The sequence below is a fragment of the Paenibacillus sp. B01 genome (genome assembly GCF_009649995.1).
Taxonomy (GTDB): Bacteria; Bacillota; Bacilli; order Paenibacillales; family Paenibacillaceae; genus Paenibacillus_O; species Paenibacillus_O pasadenensis.
The window spans coordinates 209,436-228,112 of record NZ_CP045802.1; the positions used below are offsets into that span (position 1 = coordinate 209,436).

An 18,677-nucleotide genomic window follows, 5' to 3' on the forward strand; every position below is an offset into this window, starting at 1 on the left:
AGGAGGCCAGGACATGGGCTTATACAACAATCACTTAGGCAACTCTCTCCTGAAGAGCGCCCGCAATGCGGTCATCATCATCCTCCTTCTGCTGTTCGCGCTGGCGACGCTGTTTCCGATCTACTTCATGATCATCTCCTCCTTCGGAGATCCGATCGAGGCGGGCGCGGTCAGCTACTCGATCTGGCCGGAAAAGTTCTCGCTGGAGTCCTATAAGTTCTTCTTCAACTACAGCGAGTACTCGTACCGCTGGCTCGCCAACTCCCTGCTCGTCGCGACCGTGACGATGGTGTCCAACGTCGTGTTCGCCACGATGGCGGGCTACGCGTTCGCCAAGATTTCCTTCCGGGGCAGCAAGGTGCTGTTCGCCATCCTGCTCGGCGCCATGATGATTCCATATCAGGTGACGCAGGTGCCGCTCTACATCCTGATCGTGAACGTCTTCGACATCTCCAATACGTATCGGGCGCTGATCGCGCCGAGCCTGGTCACGGTGTACAACATCTTCCTGGCGAAGCAGTTCATGAGCTCCATCCCCAAGGAGATTCTGGAGAGCGCCAAGGTCGAGGGCTGCAGCCAGTTCCAGATTTTGACGCGCATCGTCATGCCGCTGTCCAAGACGGTCATGGCGGTCATGGCGATCCTCACCTTCATGGAGTCGTGGAACACCTTCTTCTGGCCGTTCCTCGTCACGAACACGATGGACATGCAGACGATCCAGGTCGGCCTCAAGAACTTCCGCTTCGCCAACACGACCTACTTCGCGCCGATGATGGCGGGAGCGACCGTATCGGCGCTGCCGATGTTCATCCTGTTCTTCAGCCTGCAAAAGTATTTCCTGGAAGGCGTGACCGTCGGCGCGGTCAAAGGCTGAGCCGATGTCGCAGAGGGCGGCCCCCTGCGGGCCGCCCTTCCGCTTGATGCAGCTGGCGCATCGCCGGCCCGACCGGCCGCGCCGGCAGGAGGGAACCATCATGACGATCCGCAACTGGAACGAGGAAGACCGCCGGGGCGCGCTCGCGCTCTGGAACCGGGAAGCCGTCCGCGACGGCTACAAGCCGCTGGATGAAGCCGGGTTCGCGGCGCTGATCGCGGAGCATCCGCAGTTCGACCCGGGTACCGCGTTCGTCGCCGAGGCTGGCGGCGAGCTGCGGGGGCTGGCGATCGGCTGCACGGGCGACGAGCTGCCGCTCGGCGCGCAGGCCGGCTACATCACCTGCGTGCTGGCGGACGCCGCGCTCGGCGAGGCCGAGGCGGACAGACTGCGGCGGGAGCTGCTGTCCCGTCTGGAGCGGCGCTTCGCCGAGCTGGGCAAGACGCAGGCCGACGTGCTGTTCTTCAACCCGATGCGGCTGCCGTGGCTCGTGCCGGGCACGCCCGGCCACGAGCACAACAACGCGCCGGGAGCGCCGGCTGGCGGCACGCTGCACCGGCTGCTGCTGGAGGCCGGCTACGCCGAGCGCTCGCTGCAGCACGGGATGCACCTGGATCTCGCGCACTTCGAGGTGCCGGAGTCCATCCTGCTGAAAAGATCGCGCGCCGCCGCCGAAGGCTATGCCGTCGAGAGGCTCGATCCGACCCGCCACACGGGGCTGGAGGAGCTGCTGGACGCGCTCGGCAATCCGCTCTGGCAGCGCGAGATTGCGGACTGCGCCGCGCGCGGCGTGCCGGTCGTCGCGGCCGTCTACGGCAGCCGGCTCGTCGGCTTCGCCGGTCCGGTCGTGCGCGAGCCGAGCGGCCGCGGCTATTTTGCCGGCATCGGCGTCCATCCGGAGCATGAGGGGCACGGGCTCGGCAGCCTGCTGTTCTTCTCGCTCTGCGAGGCGTTCCGATCGATCGGCACCGACTACATGACGCTGTTTACCGGGAGCGAGAACCCTGCTCTGCGCATCTACGACAAAGCCGGATTCAAGACGGCGAAAACATTCGCCGTCATGAGAAAGGAAGGGATCGGATCATGAGCGAAAGAAAGCAGCTGACGATACTGGGCATCGGAGCGCATGTCGGCGACGTGGAGCTGGTCGCCGGAGGCGTGCTGGCCAGCCATTATCTCAAGGGAGACAAGATCGCGACGCTGGCGCTGACGGCCGGGGAGCGCGGCGTGCCCGAGGGACAGGACGTGCACGAATACCGCGAGCAGAAGGTGCGCGAGGCGCATACGTTCGCGGGCATGCTCGGCGGCGAGGCGCGCGTGTTCGAAATTCCGGACGGCGAAATACCGGATGACGAGGCGATCCGCCTGCGCGTCTGCGACGTCATCCGCGAGGTCAAGCCGGACATCATCATCACGCATCACTGCAATAGCATGCACAAGGACCATGCGACGACGCATCGCATCGTGAACGACGCCCGCTTCTTCGCGGGGCTCAAGGCGATGGAGCGCGAGCGTCCGGCGCATTTCGCGGGCAAGCTGTACTACGGCGAGAACTGGGAGGACGCGGTCGGCTACGTGCCGTACGTCTATGTCGGCTTCGACCAGCAGGCGTTCGACCTGTGGATCGAGGCGCTGTCCACGCACTGGTTCGTCACCGGCAGCAAGTCGTTCGCCTACATGGACTATTACCAGAGCCTGGCGCGCGTGCGCGGCTGCGAGATGCGCGGCCTGTATGCGGAGACGTTCATGATTCCGGCGGAAACGATGCGCCTGCGCCAGCAGGAGCTGTAGCTCATGGCGATTGAATTCGGGATCGACCGGATCGGCGAGGCCGCTCCGGTGCTGCAAGGACGGCGGATCGGGCTCATTACCGGCCCGACCGGCATCGACGCCGAGTGGCGGTCGACGATCGACGTGCTGCAGGAGCGCTTCGGGCTCGCGGCGATGTTCTCGCCGGAGCACGGCGTGCGCGGCGACATCGCCGCCGGGGGGCTGGTCGACACCTACATCGACGAGCGGACGGGCGTGCCGGTATACAGCCTGTACCGCAAGGACTCCAAGCGGATGACGCCGGACATGCTGGAGAAGATCGATGTGCTGGTCTATGATATCCAGGACATCGGCACGCGGTATTACACCTACGTCTACACGATGCTGTACGCGATGCAGGACTGCGCGGCGGCGGGCATTCCGTTCGTCGTGCTCGACCGGCCGAATCCGCTCGACGGCGTCACGCTCGAGGGCGGGCTGCTCGACCGGGCCTACAGCTCCTTCGTCGGCGATTATCCGCTGCCGGTGCGCTACGGCCTGACGGCCGGCGAGCTGGCCGTCATGGCCAACGCCGAGCAGGGCTGGGGCGCGGAGCTGTACGTCGTGAGCTGCCGCGGCTGGTCCCGCGAAGCGCGCTTCCCGGCGCTCGGCCGCCCGTGGATCGCGCCTTCGCTGAACATCCCGCGCTGGGAGACGGCGCTGCTCTATCCGGGCACCTGCCTGTTCGAGGGCACGAACCTGTCCGAGGGACGCGGCACGGCCGCGCCATTCGAGCAGATCGGCGCGCCGTTCGTCGACGCCGAGCGGCTCGCGGCCGAGATGAACGCGCTGCTGCTGCCGGGCGTCCGGTTCCGGCCGTCCTACTTCCAGCCGAGCTCGTCCAAGCATGCCGGCGCGCTGTGCCGCGGCGTGCAGGTGCATGTGACGGACACGGACGCGGTGCGTCCGCTCGAGGTCGGCGTGCGGCTGCTGCTCGCCGTGCGCTCGATGTTCCCGGAGGCGGAGTTCCTCGCTCCGTACCGCGAGGGCGGCCGGCCGTTCATCGACCTGCTGGCCGGCGGAGACCTGTACCGCGGCATGCAGAGCGCCGCGGACGCAGACGCGCTGCTGGAGCGGTTCGCCGCGGACAGCGAGGCGTTCGCCGCGCGCAAGGCGGCGTACCACCTGTATTAGAACGGAGCTTTCGCCCCGGCGCGGCGCGCCGGGCGGCGGAGAGGGAGGGGCAGACATGGACTACTGGCTGGGGCTGGACGGCGGCGGCACGCGCACGACCGTATGCGCGGAGGATGCGGCCGGAACGGAGCTGGCGCGCTTCGAGGTCGGAGCGCTCAACATCAACGGCGAGCGCGCAGGCGCGGCCGAGGAGGCGCTCGCGGAGGCGGCGCGCGAGCTGGGACGCCGCGGACTGCCGCTCGCGGGCTGCGTCTCGCTCGCCGTCGGCGCGGCCGGCATCAGCAACCCGCAGGCGCGGGAGCGCCTGACCGGCGCGCTGGCGGCGCTGGCGTTCCGCGGCGAGCTGACGCTTGCCGGCGATCAGGAGACGGCGCTCGCCGGCGCGCTGGAGGGCCGTCCCGGCATCGCGCTGATCGCCGGGACGGGCTCGATCGCCTATGGCCGGAGCGAGGCCGGAGAGACGCATCGCGCCGGCGGCTTCGGCCATCTGATCGATGACGAGGGCAGCGGCTACGCGATCGGCCGCGACATGCTCGCCGCGATCGTGCGCGCCGCCGACGGGCGCTCGCGGCCGACGGCGCTGGCCGAGCCCGTGTTCCGCCAGCTCGGCCTGGAGCCGGGCAGCCTGCCGGAGCTCGTACGCTGGGTGTACGACCCCGCGCGTCCCAAAAGCTCCGTCGCCGCGCTCGCGCCGCTGCTGCAGCCCGCCTGCGAGGCGGGCGACGCGGCGGCGCTCGGCATCGCCCGCCGCGCGGCCGGCGCGCTCGCCGAGCTCGCCGAAGCGGTCGCGGTCCGCCTCGGGCTCGGTCGCGGCGAGCTGGCGCCGCTCGGCAGCGTGCTGCTGCGCTGCGCGCCGGTGCGGGACGCCTTCGCGGAGCGGCTCGCCGAGCGGCTGCCGCAGCTGCGCCTGACGGCGGCGAGCCGCGATGCGGCGAGCGGCGCGGTGCTGCTCGCGCGCCGCGCCTTGCCCGCAGCCGCAGGCGGCGGGGAGGGCGCGCCATGCTGAGCTGGCGCCCCCGCAGGCCTTACGCGCTCGCCGTCGGCCTCATGTCCGGCACGTCGCTCGACGGCGTGGACGCGGCGGTCGTCCGCTTCGAGGGCGAGGGGCTGGATACGACCGCGCAGCTGCTGCATTTCCATACGCAGCCGTACGACGAGCCGCTGCGCGAGGCGCTGCGGCGGCTGTGCGAGCCGGGAGCGGCCGACGTGCAGGACCTGTGCGGCATGAACGCCTGGCTCGGCGGCCGCTTCGCGGAAGCGGCGCGCGCCGCCGCAGACGAGGCCGGGCTCGCGATGGCCGACATCGACTTCGTCAGCTCCCACGGCCAGACCGTCTGGCATATGCCGGAGCCGCCGGCCGGCTCGCCGTTCCTGGCGCCGTCCACGCTGCAGCTGGGCGACCTGTCCGTGCTGGCCGCCCGCGCCGGCGTGCCGGCGGTCGGCGACTTCCGCCCGGCCGACATGGCCCTCGGCGGCCAAGGAGCGCCGCTCGTGCCGTACGGCGATCTCGTGCTGCTGCGCCATCCCCAGCGCGGGCGCCTGCTGCAGAACATCGGCGGCATCGGCAACTGCACCGTGCTGCCGGCCGGAGCCGGTCCGGACGACGTCGCCGGCTTCGACACCGGACCGGGCAACATGGTCATCGACCGGGTCGTGCAGCGGCTGACGGACGGCCGCCTCGCCTACGACGCAGACGGAGCGCTGGCGGCTCAAGGCGCGCCGTCTGAAGGACTGCTCGCCGAGCTGCTGGCGCATCCGTACTTCCTCCAGCCGCCGCCCAAGTCGACCGGCCGCGAGCTGTTCGGCTCCGACTATGCCGCCGAGCTGCTGGCCCGCGCCGCATCGCTCGGACTGTCCGCGGCCGATACGGCCGCGACGGTGACCGCGCTGACCGCGCGCTCGATCGAAGGCGCCCTGCGCCGCTTCGTCCTGCCGCAAGTCCGCATCGACGAGGTCATCGTCAGCGGCGGCGGCGCGCGCAACCGTACGCTCATGCGCATGCTCGCGGAGCGGCTGCCGGAGCAGCGCGTCATCGACTCCGGCGAGCTCGGCATCCCGGGCGACGCCAAGGAAGCGGTGCTGTTCGCGATGCTCGGCTACCATTTCCTGCTCGGCATCCCGAACAGCCTTCCCTCCGTGACGGGAGCTTCCCGCGCCGCGGTCATGGGCAAGCTCGCGCTGCCTTGACGCCATCCGCGGCGAGGTCCGGGGCATGCCGCCCCGGAGCGCGGTCCGGACCGTCGGTCGCCTTCCAGCCCCAAGGGCGTGTTTGCAACCTCTGAAGGAAGCCGATAGGGCCGAATTTTTGGTCCCTGCGAGGAACGGAGGCGAAGGCGTACCGGGGGTACATCGAGCCTGCGTGACCAAGCAGGGGGCAAAAAGCGGTGATAGATGCCCCTGAGCGGGTTTGCCAACACGTCCTAGCCCGGCTTCGTGCCGGGCTTTTTTCTTTGCGCGCTTTTCCGCCCGCCCTCCCGCTCCCGGGATCCTTCTCCATGCCCTCGAATCCCGGCTGCGCCGCTGCTGAGCAAGCGTTTGCTCTCGCACGGCAATGGCGATTAATTTATCTCCGTGGAAGCGATAAAATGTGATATGGTTATCGTATTGAAGATGAATCGGCGGGGCGGCTGCTCCGCCGCTACAGGAGAATGCGATGAATACCCTTGAACAATGGAAGCGCTCTTGCCGGGACGCCGGCATGGACCCTTCCGTCATGCCGCAGTTCCGCCAGCGCTACTCGCCGCAGCGGCTGCGGGAGCAGCAGGAGCGCTACGCGGAGCTGCTCGATATATGCCGGTCCCTCACCGAGGAGCTGCTGGAGTCGGCTCCCGATGACCCGATTCTGATCGCGGTCAACGACTCGGAGGGGCATCTGCTCGGCTTTTGCGGCAACGAGTCGATGGAGGAGCTGCTCGGCTGCAAATACGGCATCCTCCCGGGAGTCGGCTATACGCGCGACATGTGGCCAAGCTCCATCGCCGCCTGCATGGAGACTGGACGTCCGGCACAGCTCGTCGGGACAGACCATTACCACGAGCCGCTCCATGACACCGCCTGCCTGAGCGCGCCGCTGTACCTGCGCGAGCATCCCGAGCGTCCGTGGGGCGGCATCAGCTTCATGCTGCAGGCGGACAGCGTGCATCCCCATCTGATGGCGCTGCTCCGCTCGATGACCGCCTCGATGGAGCGGGAGCTGGAGCTGCGGCGCCAGAACGCCCGCCAGGCGATCCTGACCCAGGCGCTGCTGCAGACGCCGTACTACGGCGTCGTGCTGGTGGACGCTGCGGGCAGCATCGTCTCGATGAACGCCCGCAGCGTGGAGCTGATGGAGCTGGAGCGCCCGGCCGAGGGGGATCGCTGCGAGGAGCTGCCGATCATCGGCCCCTCCCTTCGCGAGATGATCGTGCAGCAGGGGACCGAGCCCGTCCTCGCCTGCGCGATCAAGGAGAAAAGCAAGGATGGCCAGCGGCACTACATGGGCGACTTCCTGCCGGTGACCGAGGAGGACGGACGGCTGCTGTTCATCGTCGCGATGCTGCGCGACATGACCGACGCCAAGCGCGCCGACGACATGCTGCACGGCTCCGAGAAGCTGGTGCTCGCCGGACAGATCGCGGTCGGCATCGCCCATGAGATCCGCAATCCGCTGACGGTCATCCGCGGCATGCTGCAGTTCACCGCCGACCGGATCAAGCGCGAGCACTACGAGCTGATCCTGAGCGAGCTGGACCGGATCGGGCTGATCGTCACCGACTTCATGGCGCTCGGCCAGCAAAAGGCGCCGCAGCTCCGGCCGGAGCCGGCCGACGCGATCGTCGAAGAGACATTGCAGATGATGGAGTTCCAGTTCAAGCAGGAAGGCATCCGGATCAAAAGGGACTATGGCGGAGCCGAGCTCGTCTACGGCGACCGCAACCAGATCAAGCAGGTGCTGCTGAACGTGCTCCGCAACGCCGCCGAGGCGATGCCGCAGGGCGGCTTCATCGAGGTCCGGCTGCGCGCCGGGAACGGCCGCCAGCGCATCGAGATCGCCGACACCGGCGAAGGCATGGGCGAGGATCAGCTGGCGCGCCTCGGGGAGCTTTTCCACACGACCAAAAAAGGCGGGAGCGGCCTCGGCCTCGCGATCGTCAAGCGCATCATGGACGCCCACGGCAGCCAGATCCGGTTCGAGAGCGAGCCGGGGAAGGGCACGACCGTCGTGCTCGATTTTCCGATCTATCAGATCCGCAGGCTCGTGTATCCGTTCCTGTCCTCCTAAGCGGCGCTTTGCGCGGCGGCACCAGGCTCACGCTCGTCAACGGCCGCTGGAGCGGCTGGCCGGCCCCGGCTGCCTGCTGCCTCCGCGCCCGCCAAAGCCGAAGCCCCGGGAGGGCTTCGGCTTTTTTTGACGCGGGAAACGAAGCGGCCTTGCGCGATGCCGCGAGTTGGACTATGATGGAAGGGACACCGGTCCATTGGAACGAGGAAAAGCCCGCGCGGAATCCAATTCCGGACGAGCTTGAATCGATGCAAGGGAACGGCCATCCACGCTACAGGAGGTGAACCTCATGGCTAAAGACGTACTGTGCGAAGTGGATAGCTGCAAAAACTGGGCTTCCGGCAACAAATGCAACGCATCGTCCATTTATGTGACCAGCAACCGTGGACAAGCGAGCAACTCCGAAGAAACCGACTGCAAAACCTTTGAAGCGAAATAACCCGATACCATCTTCTTCATCAGGCAGCCGTGCCAGCGGCTGTCTTTTTCGTTTCGCTTTCCTTACTATACTCAATAATGATTATTGTTATCAAGTCCTTTTGAGAAAGTTTTTCAAAAAGATCTTTGCCCGCTGCTCTCGGTCCTATGGTACAATCAAAATCTGGTTATGGTAATATTTTACGGATAAGGAGCGGAAGGGAAGTTCGATGAAATTTATGCCAAAAAGAGAGCTCGGCCCGGCCTGCGCGAGCTGGCTGGCGATCGCGCTGCTGCTGCTCGGAGGCTGGATCGGCTGGACCGAGGGCGGAGGCCCGGCTTCCAAGGCCGTGGCGACCGCCGTGCTGCTGACCGCAGGGCTGCTCGCCTGGATCTGGCTCGGCACGTCCTATCGTCTGGAGGAGGACGAGCTGGTGCTCCAGATCGGACCGATCGTCAAGCGTCTTCCTTATCGCAAGCTGCTGCATCTCCAGCCTGCATCAGCTTGGCCGATCGGACTCTTTGCCCTGCGGCGGCTCGAGCTGGCGGCGGGGCCGTACGACCGGTACCCGATCGCGCCGCGCGACAGGGAGCGCTTCGTCGAGGAGCTGCAGCGGAGATGCCCGCATCTGGTCGTCGATCTGGAGCGGGACGACCGCCCTCTTTGAGGGCGGGGCGCAGCGGAAGAACGGACGGGCAAGGGACGGACGAGCGGATCGACGAGTGAACGGGCGGACGAGCGGACGGACAAGCGGCGAGCGGCGCATCGACGGACGAACGAGCCGCGTACCGACGGACGAACGAGCCGCGTACCGACGGACGAACGAGCCGCGTACCGACCGACGAACGAGCCGCGTGCCGACCGACGAACGGGCAAGGGACGAAGCGACAACTCGCTTCGTCCCTTTTTTTGGAGCGGAATCATCGGCCGGTCCGCCGGTTGCGATACAGCAGATATAGGAAGAACGGCGCGCCGACCGCGGAGGTGAAGACGCCGACGGGCACGTCGTAGGGCAGGAAGGCGGTGCGCGCGACGAGATCGGCGAGCACGACGATGAGGCTGCCGCAGAGCGCCGCCGTCGGCAGCAGCCGCGAGGCGGACGGGCCGACGAGCTGACGGGCCAGATGCGGGCCAATGAGGCCGACGAAGCCGATCGAGCCGCCGATTGCCACCGCCGAGCCCGCCAGGCCGACGCTGATCGCGATCAGTCCCCTGCGGCTGCGCTCGACATGGCTGCCGACGCCGGCGGCCGACTCGTCGGACAGCATGAGCACGTTCAGCGTGCGGACGCTGCGCAGGGCGAGCAGCAGGAACAGGACGGTCCACGGGAGCAGCGTCAGCACATGCTGCCACGACGTGCCGTAGACGGTGCCGGTAAGCCAGATGTACGCGTCGGTGGCGGTATAGGCGGAGCTCAGCAGCAGGATCGTGCTCGTAAAGGCGGACGACAGCGCGCCGATGCCGATGCCGACGAGAATGAGGCGCCCCGGCTCGACGCCGCTCCTCCAGGCGGCGGCGTAGACGATCGCGGCGAGCAGCGCCGCTCCCGCCATCGCGGCCGCCGGCAGCCAATGGATGCTGACCTCCGCCGGGCGGAACGTCAGGAAGGCGGCCGCCGCGGCGGCCGCGCCGCCGGTGATGCCGACGAGGTCGGGCGCGGCCAGCGGATTGCGGAACACGCCCTGCAGCAGCGCGCCGGCAACGGAGAGCGCCGCGCCGGCCAGAGCGCCGACGACGAGGCGCGGGAGGCGGAACTCGCGCACGATGACGACATGCTCGGCGGCTGCCGCGCCGCCTAGAGCCTGCAGCATGAGGGAGGGACGGATGTACGTCTCCCCGAGCAGCAGATAGGCGAAGCCGGAGAGCAGCAGCGCTCCGCCGAGCAGCAGCGGCCATGTCCAGGCGCTTCTGCGGACGCGGTTGCGGCGGCTCATGCGATGCGCCTCCTTTTGCGGGCGATATAGAGGAAGAACGGCGCGCCGACGGCCGCGGTGAGCACGCCGACCGGCAGCTCGCGCGGCATGATCAGGTAGCGGGCGGCGACGTCGGCGACCAGCAGCAGCACCGCGCCGAGCAGCATGCTGTACGGCACCATCCAGCGGTGGTCCAGGCCGGAAAAGAAGCGGGCGACGACGGGAATGACGAGGCCGATGAAGCCGATCGGCCCGGCGACGGCGACGGAGCCGCCTGCGAGCAGCACGATCGCGGCGCCGCCCGCGAGCTTGACGAGCGGGACGCGCAGGCCGAGGCCCTTGGCCGTCTCCTCGCCGGCGGCGAGCAGGTTGAGATGGCGCGCCAGCAGCCATGCGGCCAGCATGCTGGCGAGCATATAAGGGGCGACGGCGGCCAGGATGCCGAGCGGCCGACCGGCGATGGAGCCGCTGAGCCAGAATAGCACGTCCTGCAGCGAGGCTTGGTTGCGGACGAGCAGCCCTTGCGTGCCGGAGGCGAACAGCGCGCTCATCGCCGCACCGGCGAGCACGATGCGCAGCGGCGACAGGCTGTCGCTGCCGAGGGCGCTTAGCCCGTAGACGAGCGCCGCGGCGGCGGCCGCGCCGCCGAAGGCCGCCCAGGCGAGCCCGGTCTGGCTCTCGATGCGGAGCACGGTGAGGGCGAAGACGACGGCGAGCGCGGCGCCGGAATTGATGCCGAGAATGGACGGCGAGGCGAGCGGGTTGCGCGTGATCGCCTGCATGATGACGCCGGCCACGGCGAGGCTTGCGCCGACGGCCGCGGCGATGAGCGCGCGCGGCAGCCGGGTGAGGCGGATGACGGCCTGGCTCATGGACGTCTCGTCGTAGCGCGTCACGGCTGCCCAGGCATCGTCGAGGCTGACGCGGGTATAGCCGAGCATGATGTTGGCGGCGAAGGCGAGCAGCAGCAGCGCCGCGCCCGCTGCCAGCCCGGCGGCCTTGAGCGCGGCGCCGGGCAGTCCGGTGGAATTCATCGTGAGGGATCGCTCCTGTTCTGGGGCCGCGCCGATCAGGACGGGCGGCCGTCTCGCGCGGCGGGGCCGGCCGGGATCGGTCCGGGCGGCGTCCGCATGGCGCGGAAAATCCCGCCCCGCGCGAATCGGCGCGAGGCGGGACGGCATTGGGCTCCGGTTTGCCGCGATGCCCGGTTTCGGACGGGCTCGCGGCAAGCGGGGCTTTTTTGATCCGGAGGCTGGGCTAGTCGATGTTGAAGTAGAAGTACAGGTCGTCGAGCATCTTGTCGGCCGCGAGCGGACCGCCGGAGAGGTTCCAGTTGACGGCGTTGACCTTGTAGTACTTCTTGTTCTTGACGGCGCGCAGGTTCGACCAGAGCGCGTTGTCGATCCATTCCTTCTGCGTCTTGTAGATCGCGCCGTCTCCGTCCCAGTCGACCGTGAAGTCGAAGATGTAGTCGGCGTCGAGCAGCGGCGTCTGCTCCTTGGACGGAATGTTGAAGATGTCCTTCGTCACGTCGGTCTGGGCTTTCGGAAATTTGAAGCCGAGGTCGCGCAGGATGTTGGAGGCGAAGCCTTCCAGGTAGAAGCGCGCCGTGCCGTTGTAGTTGATGCGCATGACGGTCACTTCGGTGCTGCCGATGTCGGCGCCCATCCGCTTCTTGAAGTCGGCGGTGCGGGAGGCCCACTTGGCGAGGAAGGCGTCGGCCTTGGCCTGCTTGTTCAGCACGTCGGCGGCGAACTTCAGGTTGTCCTGCCAGCTGAAGACGTCCTCGGTCATGACGGTCGGCGCGATCTTGTTCAGCTGGCCGTCGATCTTCTCGTGGCGCAGCTTGGAGCCGATGATGAGGTCCGGCTTGAGGGCGGCGATCGCCTCGAGGTTCGGCTGCGTCTCGTCGCCGAGGTCTTTTACGCCGATCAGGCTTGGACGCAGGTACTCGTAGAAAGGCTGCTGCAGGTACGACTCGACGGCGCCGACCGGCTTCACGCCGAGCAGGACGCTCGTGTCGACCATGCCATTGAACAGGACGACGACGCGCTGCGGCACGCTTTTCAGCGTCGTGGAGCCCATGGCGTGCTTGACGGTTTTCTGCGTCAGGACGGACAGCGTCTTGGCGGAGCCGTTCCACGACGTCCAGACGCCGAGCGCGTCGGACAGGGAAGCGGCCGGCACGAGCACGTCCTTGCCCTTCGTCACCGGCACGGCGGCCAGCGTGTAGGCTTTGCCGTTCAGCGTCGCCTTGACGCTGCCGGGGGTGAAGCCGAGCGTGCGCGTGCCGCGCTTGACGACCCACTTCTTCGTCTTGGCGTCGACCTGGTACGTCGCGTTCAGCTTGACGGCAAAAGCGGCGGCGGGCAGATAGACGCGTCCGTCGATGATCGACGGCTTGACGGAGCCGAAGCTGGCGGCGCTGCCGTTGATCTTGACCGCGACGACTGGAGCCGCTGCGGCGGCTGCGGCCGGGAGCAGCCCGAGCGCGAGAGCGAGGCTCAGGAGGAGGGCGAGGAATCGGTTGCGAGCGAGAGTCATGGGTAGGAGATCACCTTTCTGCGAGTGGAATGGGCGGTGCTTGAGAATGGGCCGGCAGAGCAGCATCCGGGCGAAGCGCAGATGCGGACTCGGCGATGCCGTTGCGCAGGCGCGGGACGAGCGTGCGCAGGCGCGGGACGAGCGTGCGCAGGCGCGTGGCGAGCGTGCCGTAGGCGCGGAGCGAGCGTGGCGCAAGCACGGGACGAACGCGGGGCAAAGGCCCTGCTGAAGACTTAGGCGCTTGCGCCTGGGCTAGGGTCCGGCTCCGGAGCGAGAGCCGGAGAGGGCGCGCTGCACAAGGCCGGCTTAAGCCGCCGGTCCCTGCAGCTTCTCCTGCAGGTCGCGGTACGTCTGATAGAGGCGGTACGACACGTCGACGGGGCTTTCCGGCGCCGCCGGATCCGGCTGGAGCAGCCGGCCGATGTCGGCTTGGGCCGCTTCGGCCTTGGCCTCGTCCAGCTTCTTCAAGTCGGGCTCGAGCGTCAGCCAAAGTCCGGCGAGGCGGACGGCCAGCTCGCGCCATGCCGCCTCGTCGCCGGCTTCGGCCGCCTGCTTGAGCTGCTTGACCGCGTCGCGGCTGAGCTGCAGCCCCTCGGCGGCGTCGGCGGCCGGCAGCGGCTCGATGCCGGCCCAGCCCGCCGCGTCCGGGCCGGCTCCGTCCGCTTCGGCAGCGGCAGCGGCCTTGGCCGCCTCGGCAGCGGCAGCTTCGCCGCCCTCCGCTCTGCCGGAGCCGGACGGCGTACCTGCGCCCGCCGCGCAGCCGCCGAGCAGCAGCGCGATCGCGAGCAGCGCGGCAAAAGCGCTTTTGCGAGCGATCGCGCCTTTGACAGCGGAAGTGGCATTGCGGGCGATCGCGCCTTTGACAGCGGAAGTGGCATTGCGAGCGAAAGCGCCTTTGCGGACGAAAGCGCCGTTACGAGCGGAAGCGCCTTTGACGACGGCAGCGCTGGCTCCTCGAAGCCGCCTTATTTGTTGAAGCCGTGTTTGAAGCAAAGACATCCCCCATTTGCAGCGAAAGCATTAATTGAAAATCATTCTCAATTCATTTTAGACAGAATGGATGCGCTTGGGTATGCACGCCATTGCCCCAGTTGCATGGACAGGATTGTCCGACGAAGAACGAGAACGTAGAGATGGAAAGGGTCCCTTGAAGGCGTGCAACGTGCGGAGAATGGGGCTGGAGAGCGAAAGAAGGGAAAATTCCTAGGCTCTAGTACATCGTCGACTCTTCATCTGTGGAGGCCAGGGAAGCGCGCTTCCTAGTGGTGAAAATGGCACTAGGAAGCGCCGCAGCCAGAGAAGCTTTCTACGAATGCCTAGAATCAAAGCGGATAGGCTGCTGCTAGTGCCCTGTCCATGGTCAACCTGTGGGAAGCCTTTGTCGGGAATGGCCAGTCGACGGCTCTCCAGCCCGTTCTCGATCCTCCCCGGGTCGGTTCACGGTTTCTGCAGAAGACGTTTTCCTGCTGTTCCGCGAGACGTCTGCCCTTCCATCCGATGCTAACGACTCCTCAGACGCTTAGAACCGCTTTTTTCGCGTCTCCCAAAATCTAACGACGTGTCAGAGGCTTAGAACAGCCTTTAGCCTCTTTCCGCACGTTTTTTCGGCCGTTTTGCATGGCTAAGCTCCTCACGCGTCGTTAGATGTTGGAGCTGCCCCATTCGGGGCTTCTAACGATCTGATTCGTCGTCAGCAGCCCTTCGCGCACCGGAGAAGCCGCTTGTCATGCAAGCCGGACGGCGGCATAAGCGGGACGGGCAGCCGGGAGACGAATGGCGGCGGGCGGAGGGTGGAACTAGCCGGCGAAGCGAAGGAGAGGCCAGCCGGCAGCTGCTGGCTGGCCTCTGCGGCTCATTTGTCCAAGAAAGCGAAGCGCAGCATCGGACTGAGGAGCGGATGCAGCACGCTCACATGGCCTTCGTCCTCGAACTCCGCGTAAGTCAGCCGCAGGCGGCCGGACTCGGCCAGAGGCAGCAGGCGCCGCCGCAGCTCGCGCGTGTCCTGCAGCATCGAGCCCTTCTCCTCGCCGCCGATGGCGAGCATCAGCGCCGCCGAGCCGCCCGACTGCAGGCGAGCCTCCAGCTCGGGGAGCAGCTTCAGCAGCATGCGCTCGTTCCACCAGAGCGATGGGCTGCCGGCGACATGCGAACGGAACAGCCCCGGACGGCGGATGAGCGCATAGAGCGAGAAAAAGCCGCCGAGCGAGTGGCCGGACAGCGTCCGGCGCCGCGGATCGAGCGGATAGCGCCGCTCCAGCTCCGGCAGCAGCTCCGCCTGCAGGAAGTCGAGGAACGCCTCGGCTCCGCCGTTCGCGGGCCAGGACGAGCCGTCGGGGCGAAGCCCCTCCATCTCGGCGGGAGTCGTCAGATCGACGAAGCGCCGCTCGGTCGCGAACGGCTCGTCGGTCGGATACCCGATGCCGACGACGATGCCGGGCGGCAGCCCTTTCGGATGGCGGGTCTGCAGCCGCATCGCCTCCGCGAGCGAGCCGAAGACGGAGTTGCCGTCGACGGCGCACAGCAGCGGATACCCGGAGGGAGGGGCGGGCTTGACCGGCACATGCACGAAAATGCGGTACTCCAGGCCGGCTCGGCTCGTCAGAGGGAAGCATTCCGTGCCCGGCACGGAGTAGCGGGCCGTCTGCCCGGCCGTCTGCCCGGCCGTCTGCGCGGCCGCTGCCGGAAGATCGGATGCGGCGGCGATGGCCGAGGCGCTCTGAGCTGCAGCGGCCGATCCGGCCAGCGCGGCGCGGGATGCAGCCGCTTCCGCCTCGGCGTGCCGTGCCGGACCGCCTGGCTCCGCCGCTTCCGCCTCGGCGTGCCGTGCCGGACCGCCTGGCTCCGCCGCTCCGCCGCCGAACAGGAAGCGGAGCGCGGCCGGGAAGCGCAGCGCCATGAACATGGCGTCATGCGTGCCGCCCGGCTCCAGCTCCAGGCGCAGCCGCTGCGCCGGGAAGCCCTTCGCCAGCAGGATGCGGGCCGCCTCCGGCACGGAGGCGGCCATGCCGCGCTGGCGGTTCGTCTTGAGGCTGCCCTCGGCGGTGCCGACCGACAGGTACAGCCGCAGCCTCGCATCCGGCGCAGGCTCGCGCCGGATGTAGTCGAGCGCCCCCTCGTACCAGAGCGAGGGGGAGATCGCGGCGGCCGCGCCGAAGGCGTCGGGCCGCCAGTAAGCGGCAAGCAGGGCGATCAGCCCGCCCAGCGAGCCGCCGCCGATGCCGGTATGCTCCGGCTCCGGCATCGTGCGCAGCTGCGCGTCGAGCGCGGGCTTGATGCGGCCCGCGAGCTCGTCGACGTAGGCGCGCCCCGCGCCGCCGAAGCCGGGCCGGCCGGGAGCGACGGCCTCCGCCGGCCATGGCGTGTAGTCGTCGTTGCGGCATGCGGACGGCACGCCGGCGACGATCAGCTCCGGCAGCTCGCCGGAGGCGTAGAGCGAGTCGATGAAGTTGACGCTATGCTCCATCAGCTCGGCGTCGTCCTGCACGTAGAGGACGGGATACCGCCGGCTGCCGCCGCTCGCGTAGGACGGCGGCAGGTAGACGGACAGCATGCGGCCGCCGGCTGGGATCGATTCGAATTTCATGGACGGTCTCCTTTTTAGCGCGCCGTCTTCTGGCGGATCAGCAGCCAGACGAAATAAGGCGCTCCGATGATCGAGATGACGATGCCCGCAGGCAGCTCCGAGGGCGAGAAGGCGGTGCGGCCGGCATAGTCGCCGGCCATGACGAGCGCCGCGCCGAGCAAGGCGCTCAGCGGCAGGAGGCGCCGATGCGACAGGCCAGCCAGGCGCGCCGCCATATGCGGCGCGATCAGGCCGACGAAGCCGATGCTGCCGCTCACCGCGACGCTGGCCGCGACGAGGCCGGCGCTCAGCAGCAGCAGCGTGCGGCGCTCCCGCTTCAGGGCGACGCCGAGTCCGCTCAGCGTGTCGTCGCTCAGGCGCATCAGGTCGAGCATGCGGGATTTGGCCCACAGCGCGGGCAGCAGGAGCAGCACCCACGGCAGCACGGCGAGCACATACAGCCAGTTGGCCGAGTTGAGGCTGCCGGACAGCCAGACGGCCGCCCGCTCGAAGTCCTGCGGGTTCATCTTGAGCGAGATGTAGAGCGTCGCCGCGCCGAAGCCGGAGGTGACGGCGATGCCGACGAGCAGCAGCTTCTGCGGATCGAGGCTGCCGCGCGAGCGGGCCAGGGCGAAGATGATCGCGCCGGCGGCGAGTCCGCCGGCCGTGCCGTACAGCGGCATCGTCATGACGGCGGCGAGGCCCTCCAGCTGGACGATGTCCCGCAGCGCGAGCATGAACAGCACGACGGCGAGGCTGGCTCCGGCGTTGATGCCGAGGATGCCGGGATCGGCGAGCCCGTTGCGCGTCAGGCTTTGCATGGCGGCTCCGGCCGCTCCGAGCGACACGCCGACGAGCGCGGCGAGCACGATGCGCGGCAGGCGGAAGCCGAATACGACGAGCCGCTCGTCGGCATCGGCCGCGCCGCCGAGCAGCGTGCGCAGCGCGTCCGGCACGGACAGCGCGAACTCGCCCGTCGTCACGCCGAGCAGGGCGATCAGCATGATCGCGGCGGCCGCTCCGGCGAGGGCGAGCCCAAAGGCGCGGCGCGAGCCGGACCCGGCTGCGGGCTCAGCCGCAAGCGGGGGCGAGGCTGTCCGGCGGCCGCGCTCGCCGCCGGAGTTGCCTTCGTCTGGATGCCGCTGGCTGGACTCAGGCATGGCTGGACGCCCCCTTTCGCCGGATCAGATAGAGGAAGAACGGCACGCCGAACAGCGCGGTGACGATGCCGATCGGCGTCTCGAACGGCGCGTTCATGAAGCGCGAGAGCAGGTCGCAGAACGTCAGGAACAGCGCTCCGAGCACGGCCGACAGCGGGATGATCCAGCGGTAGTCGCTGCCGCCGATGAAGCGCGCGATATGCGGGATGATGAGGCCGATGAAGGCGATCTTGCCGGCGATCGCGACCGCCGTGCCGGTGAGCAGCACGACGGCGAGCATGGAGAGCAGCTTGACCCGGCGCACGTTCTGGCCGAGGCTGGCGCCGGTCTCCTCGCCGAGGGCGAGCGCCGATACGGGACGCGCGAGCAGCAGCGCCAGCGCGAGGCCGACGACGGCGAACGGCAGCGCCAGCTGCACGAGCTCGGGGTCCATCTGATGCAGCCGCGCGTTGTACCAGAAGCTGATCTTTTGCGGGATGCGGAAATACATGGCGAGGGCGTCGGCGACGCCGCCGAGGAACATGCCGGCCAGCGCGCCGAGGATGGCCAGCTTCACCGGGGAGCTGCCGCCGGGCACGAGCGAGGCGATGCCGAACACGATCGCCGCCCCGAGCGCGGAGCCCGCCATCGAGACGAAAACGAGGCCGGTCCCGCTCAGATCGGGAAGGAACACCATCGCCATCGTCACGGCGAGCACGGAGCCGTCCGCCACGCCCAGCAGCGAGGGGGAGGCGAGCGGATTGCGCGTGATGCCCTGCATGAGCGCGCCGGAGACGGCGAGGAAGGCGCCGACGAGCAGCGCCCCGAGGCCGCGCGGCAGCCGCGAGTGGCGGATGATCTGATGGTCCACGTTGCCGGGATCGAAGCGCGTCACTGCGGCCCACACATCTGCCGCGCCGATCGATTTGGCCCCGTACAGCGCCGAGAAGACGACAAGAAGCAAAGCAGCTGCCGGAGCCATCAGGAGGATGGCCGCCGGCAGCATTCGGGAACGCTTCATGG

Annotated in this window: 16 protein-coding genes; 9 read left to right on the plus strand and 7 right to left on the minus strand. The window is 68.3% G+C overall.

Annotated elements, in window-relative coordinates:
• Window positions 1-13 precede the first annotated feature (13 nt).
• From GE073_RS00960 to GE073_RS01000, 9 genes are all read left to right on the plus strand, one after another.
• A complete protein-coding gene (locus tag GE073_RS00960) occupies window positions 14-874 on the plus strand; it encodes a carbohydrate ABC transporter permease (RefSeq protein ID WP_028600671.1) in 861 nt (286 codons plus the stop codon).
• A gap of 100 nt (window positions 875-974) precedes the next feature.
• Entirely contained in the window at window positions 975-1,961 is a 987-nt protein-coding gene (locus GE073_RS00965; RefSeq protein WP_153782555.1) for a GNAT family N-acetyltransferase, read from the plus strand.
• Window positions 1,958-2,665: a PIG-L deacetylase family protein gene (locus GE073_RS00970; protein WP_101808327.1), complete on the plus strand. Its 708-nt coding sequence runs from the start codon at window positions 1,958-1,960 to the stop codon at window positions 2,663-2,665. The genes GE073_RS00965 and GE073_RS00970 overlap by 4 nt, the downstream gene beginning before the upstream one ends.
• 3 nt (window positions 2,666-2,668) lie before the next feature.
• Window positions 2,669-3,817 (plus strand): exo-beta-N-acetylmuramidase NamZ family protein, encoded by a 1,149-nt coding sequence (locus GE073_RS00975; RefSeq protein WP_101808328.1) that lies wholly within the window; start codon window positions 2,669-2,671, stop codon window positions 3,815-3,817.
• 55 nt (window positions 3,818-3,872) lie between these two features.
• Complete coding sequence (locus GE073_RS00980) at window positions 3,873-4,823, plus strand: N-acetylglucosamine kinase (RefSeq protein ID WP_052333646.1); 951 nt, start codon at window positions 3,873-3,875, stop codon at window positions 4,821-4,823.
• A complete protein-coding gene (locus GE073_RS00985) occupies window positions 4,817-6,004 on the plus strand; it encodes an anhydro-N-acetylmuramic acid kinase (protein WP_028600667.1) in 1,188 nt (395 codons plus the stop codon). The genes GE073_RS00980 and GE073_RS00985 overlap by 7 nt, the downstream gene beginning before the upstream one ends.
• A gap of 466 nt (window positions 6,005-6,470) precedes the next feature.
• Window positions 6,471-8,078, plus strand: coding sequence for an ATP-binding protein (locus tag GE073_RS00990; protein WP_084137599.1), 1,608 nt, complete (start codon window positions 6,471-6,473; stop codon window positions 8,076-8,078).
• A 289-nt stretch (window positions 8,079-8,367) separates the two neighbouring features.
• On the plus strand, window positions 8,368-8,517 hold the full coding sequence (locus tag GE073_RS00995; RefSeq protein ID WP_084137598.1) for a DUF1540 domain-containing protein: 150 nt from the start codon (window positions 8,368-8,370) through the stop codon (window positions 8,515-8,517).
• A 208-nt stretch (window positions 8,518-8,725) separates the two neighbouring features.
• Window positions 8,726-9,163 carry a PH domain-containing protein gene (locus GE073_RS01000; RefSeq protein ID WP_028600666.1) on the plus strand — a complete coding sequence of 146 codons (438 nt, stop codon included), beginning with the start codon at window positions 8,726-8,728 and terminating at the stop codon, window positions 9,161-9,163.
• Between the two features lie 253 nt (window positions 9,164-9,416).
• Here GE073_RS01000 and GE073_RS01005 read toward each other — a convergent pair whose 3' ends face one another.
• From GE073_RS01005 to GE073_RS01035, 7 genes are all read right to left on the minus strand, one after another.
• Entirely contained in the window at window positions 9,417-10,430 is a 1,014-nt protein-coding gene (locus GE073_RS01005; RefSeq protein ID WP_101808329.1) for a FecCD family ABC transporter permease, read from the minus strand.
• The gene (locus GE073_RS01010) at window positions 10,427-11,443 is read right to left on the minus strand and encodes a FecCD family ABC transporter permease (RefSeq protein ID WP_028600664.1); all 1,017 of its coding nucleotides are present in this window, start codon (window positions 11,441-11,443) and stop codon (window positions 10,427-10,429) included. Before GE073_RS01010 ends, GE073_RS01005 begins: the two co-directional genes overlap by 4 nt.
• Window positions 11,444-11,666: 223 nt before the next feature.
• Window positions 11,667-12,953 carry an ABC transporter substrate-binding protein gene (locus tag GE073_RS01015; protein ID WP_180968420.1) on the minus strand — a complete coding sequence of 429 codons (1,287 nt, stop codon included), beginning with the start codon at window positions 12,951-12,953 and terminating at the stop codon, window positions 11,667-11,669.
• Window positions 12,954-13,259: 306 nt separating this feature from the next.
• Window positions 13,260-13,946, minus strand: coding sequence for a hypothetical protein (locus GE073_RS01020; RefSeq protein WP_043112042.1), 687 nt, complete (start codon window positions 13,944-13,946; stop codon window positions 13,260-13,262).
• 859 nt (window positions 13,947-14,805) lie between these two features.
• Entirely contained in the window at window positions 14,806-16,536 is a 1,731-nt protein-coding gene (locus GE073_RS01025) for an alpha/beta hydrolase (protein ID WP_153782556.1), read from the minus strand.
• Window positions 16,537-16,550: 14 nt separating this feature from the next.
• Complete coding sequence (locus GE073_RS01030; protein ID WP_084137596.1) at window positions 16,551-17,675, minus strand: FecCD family ABC transporter permease; 1,125 nt, start codon at window positions 17,673-17,675, stop codon at window positions 16,551-16,553.
• On the minus strand, window positions 17,668-18,675 hold the full coding sequence (locus GE073_RS01035) for a FecCD family ABC transporter permease (protein WP_153782557.1): 1,008 nt from the start codon (window positions 18,673-18,675) through the stop codon (window positions 17,668-17,670). Before GE073_RS01035 ends, GE073_RS01030 begins: the two co-directional genes overlap by 8 nt.
• Between the last annotated feature and the right edge of the window lie 2 nt (window positions 18,676-18,677).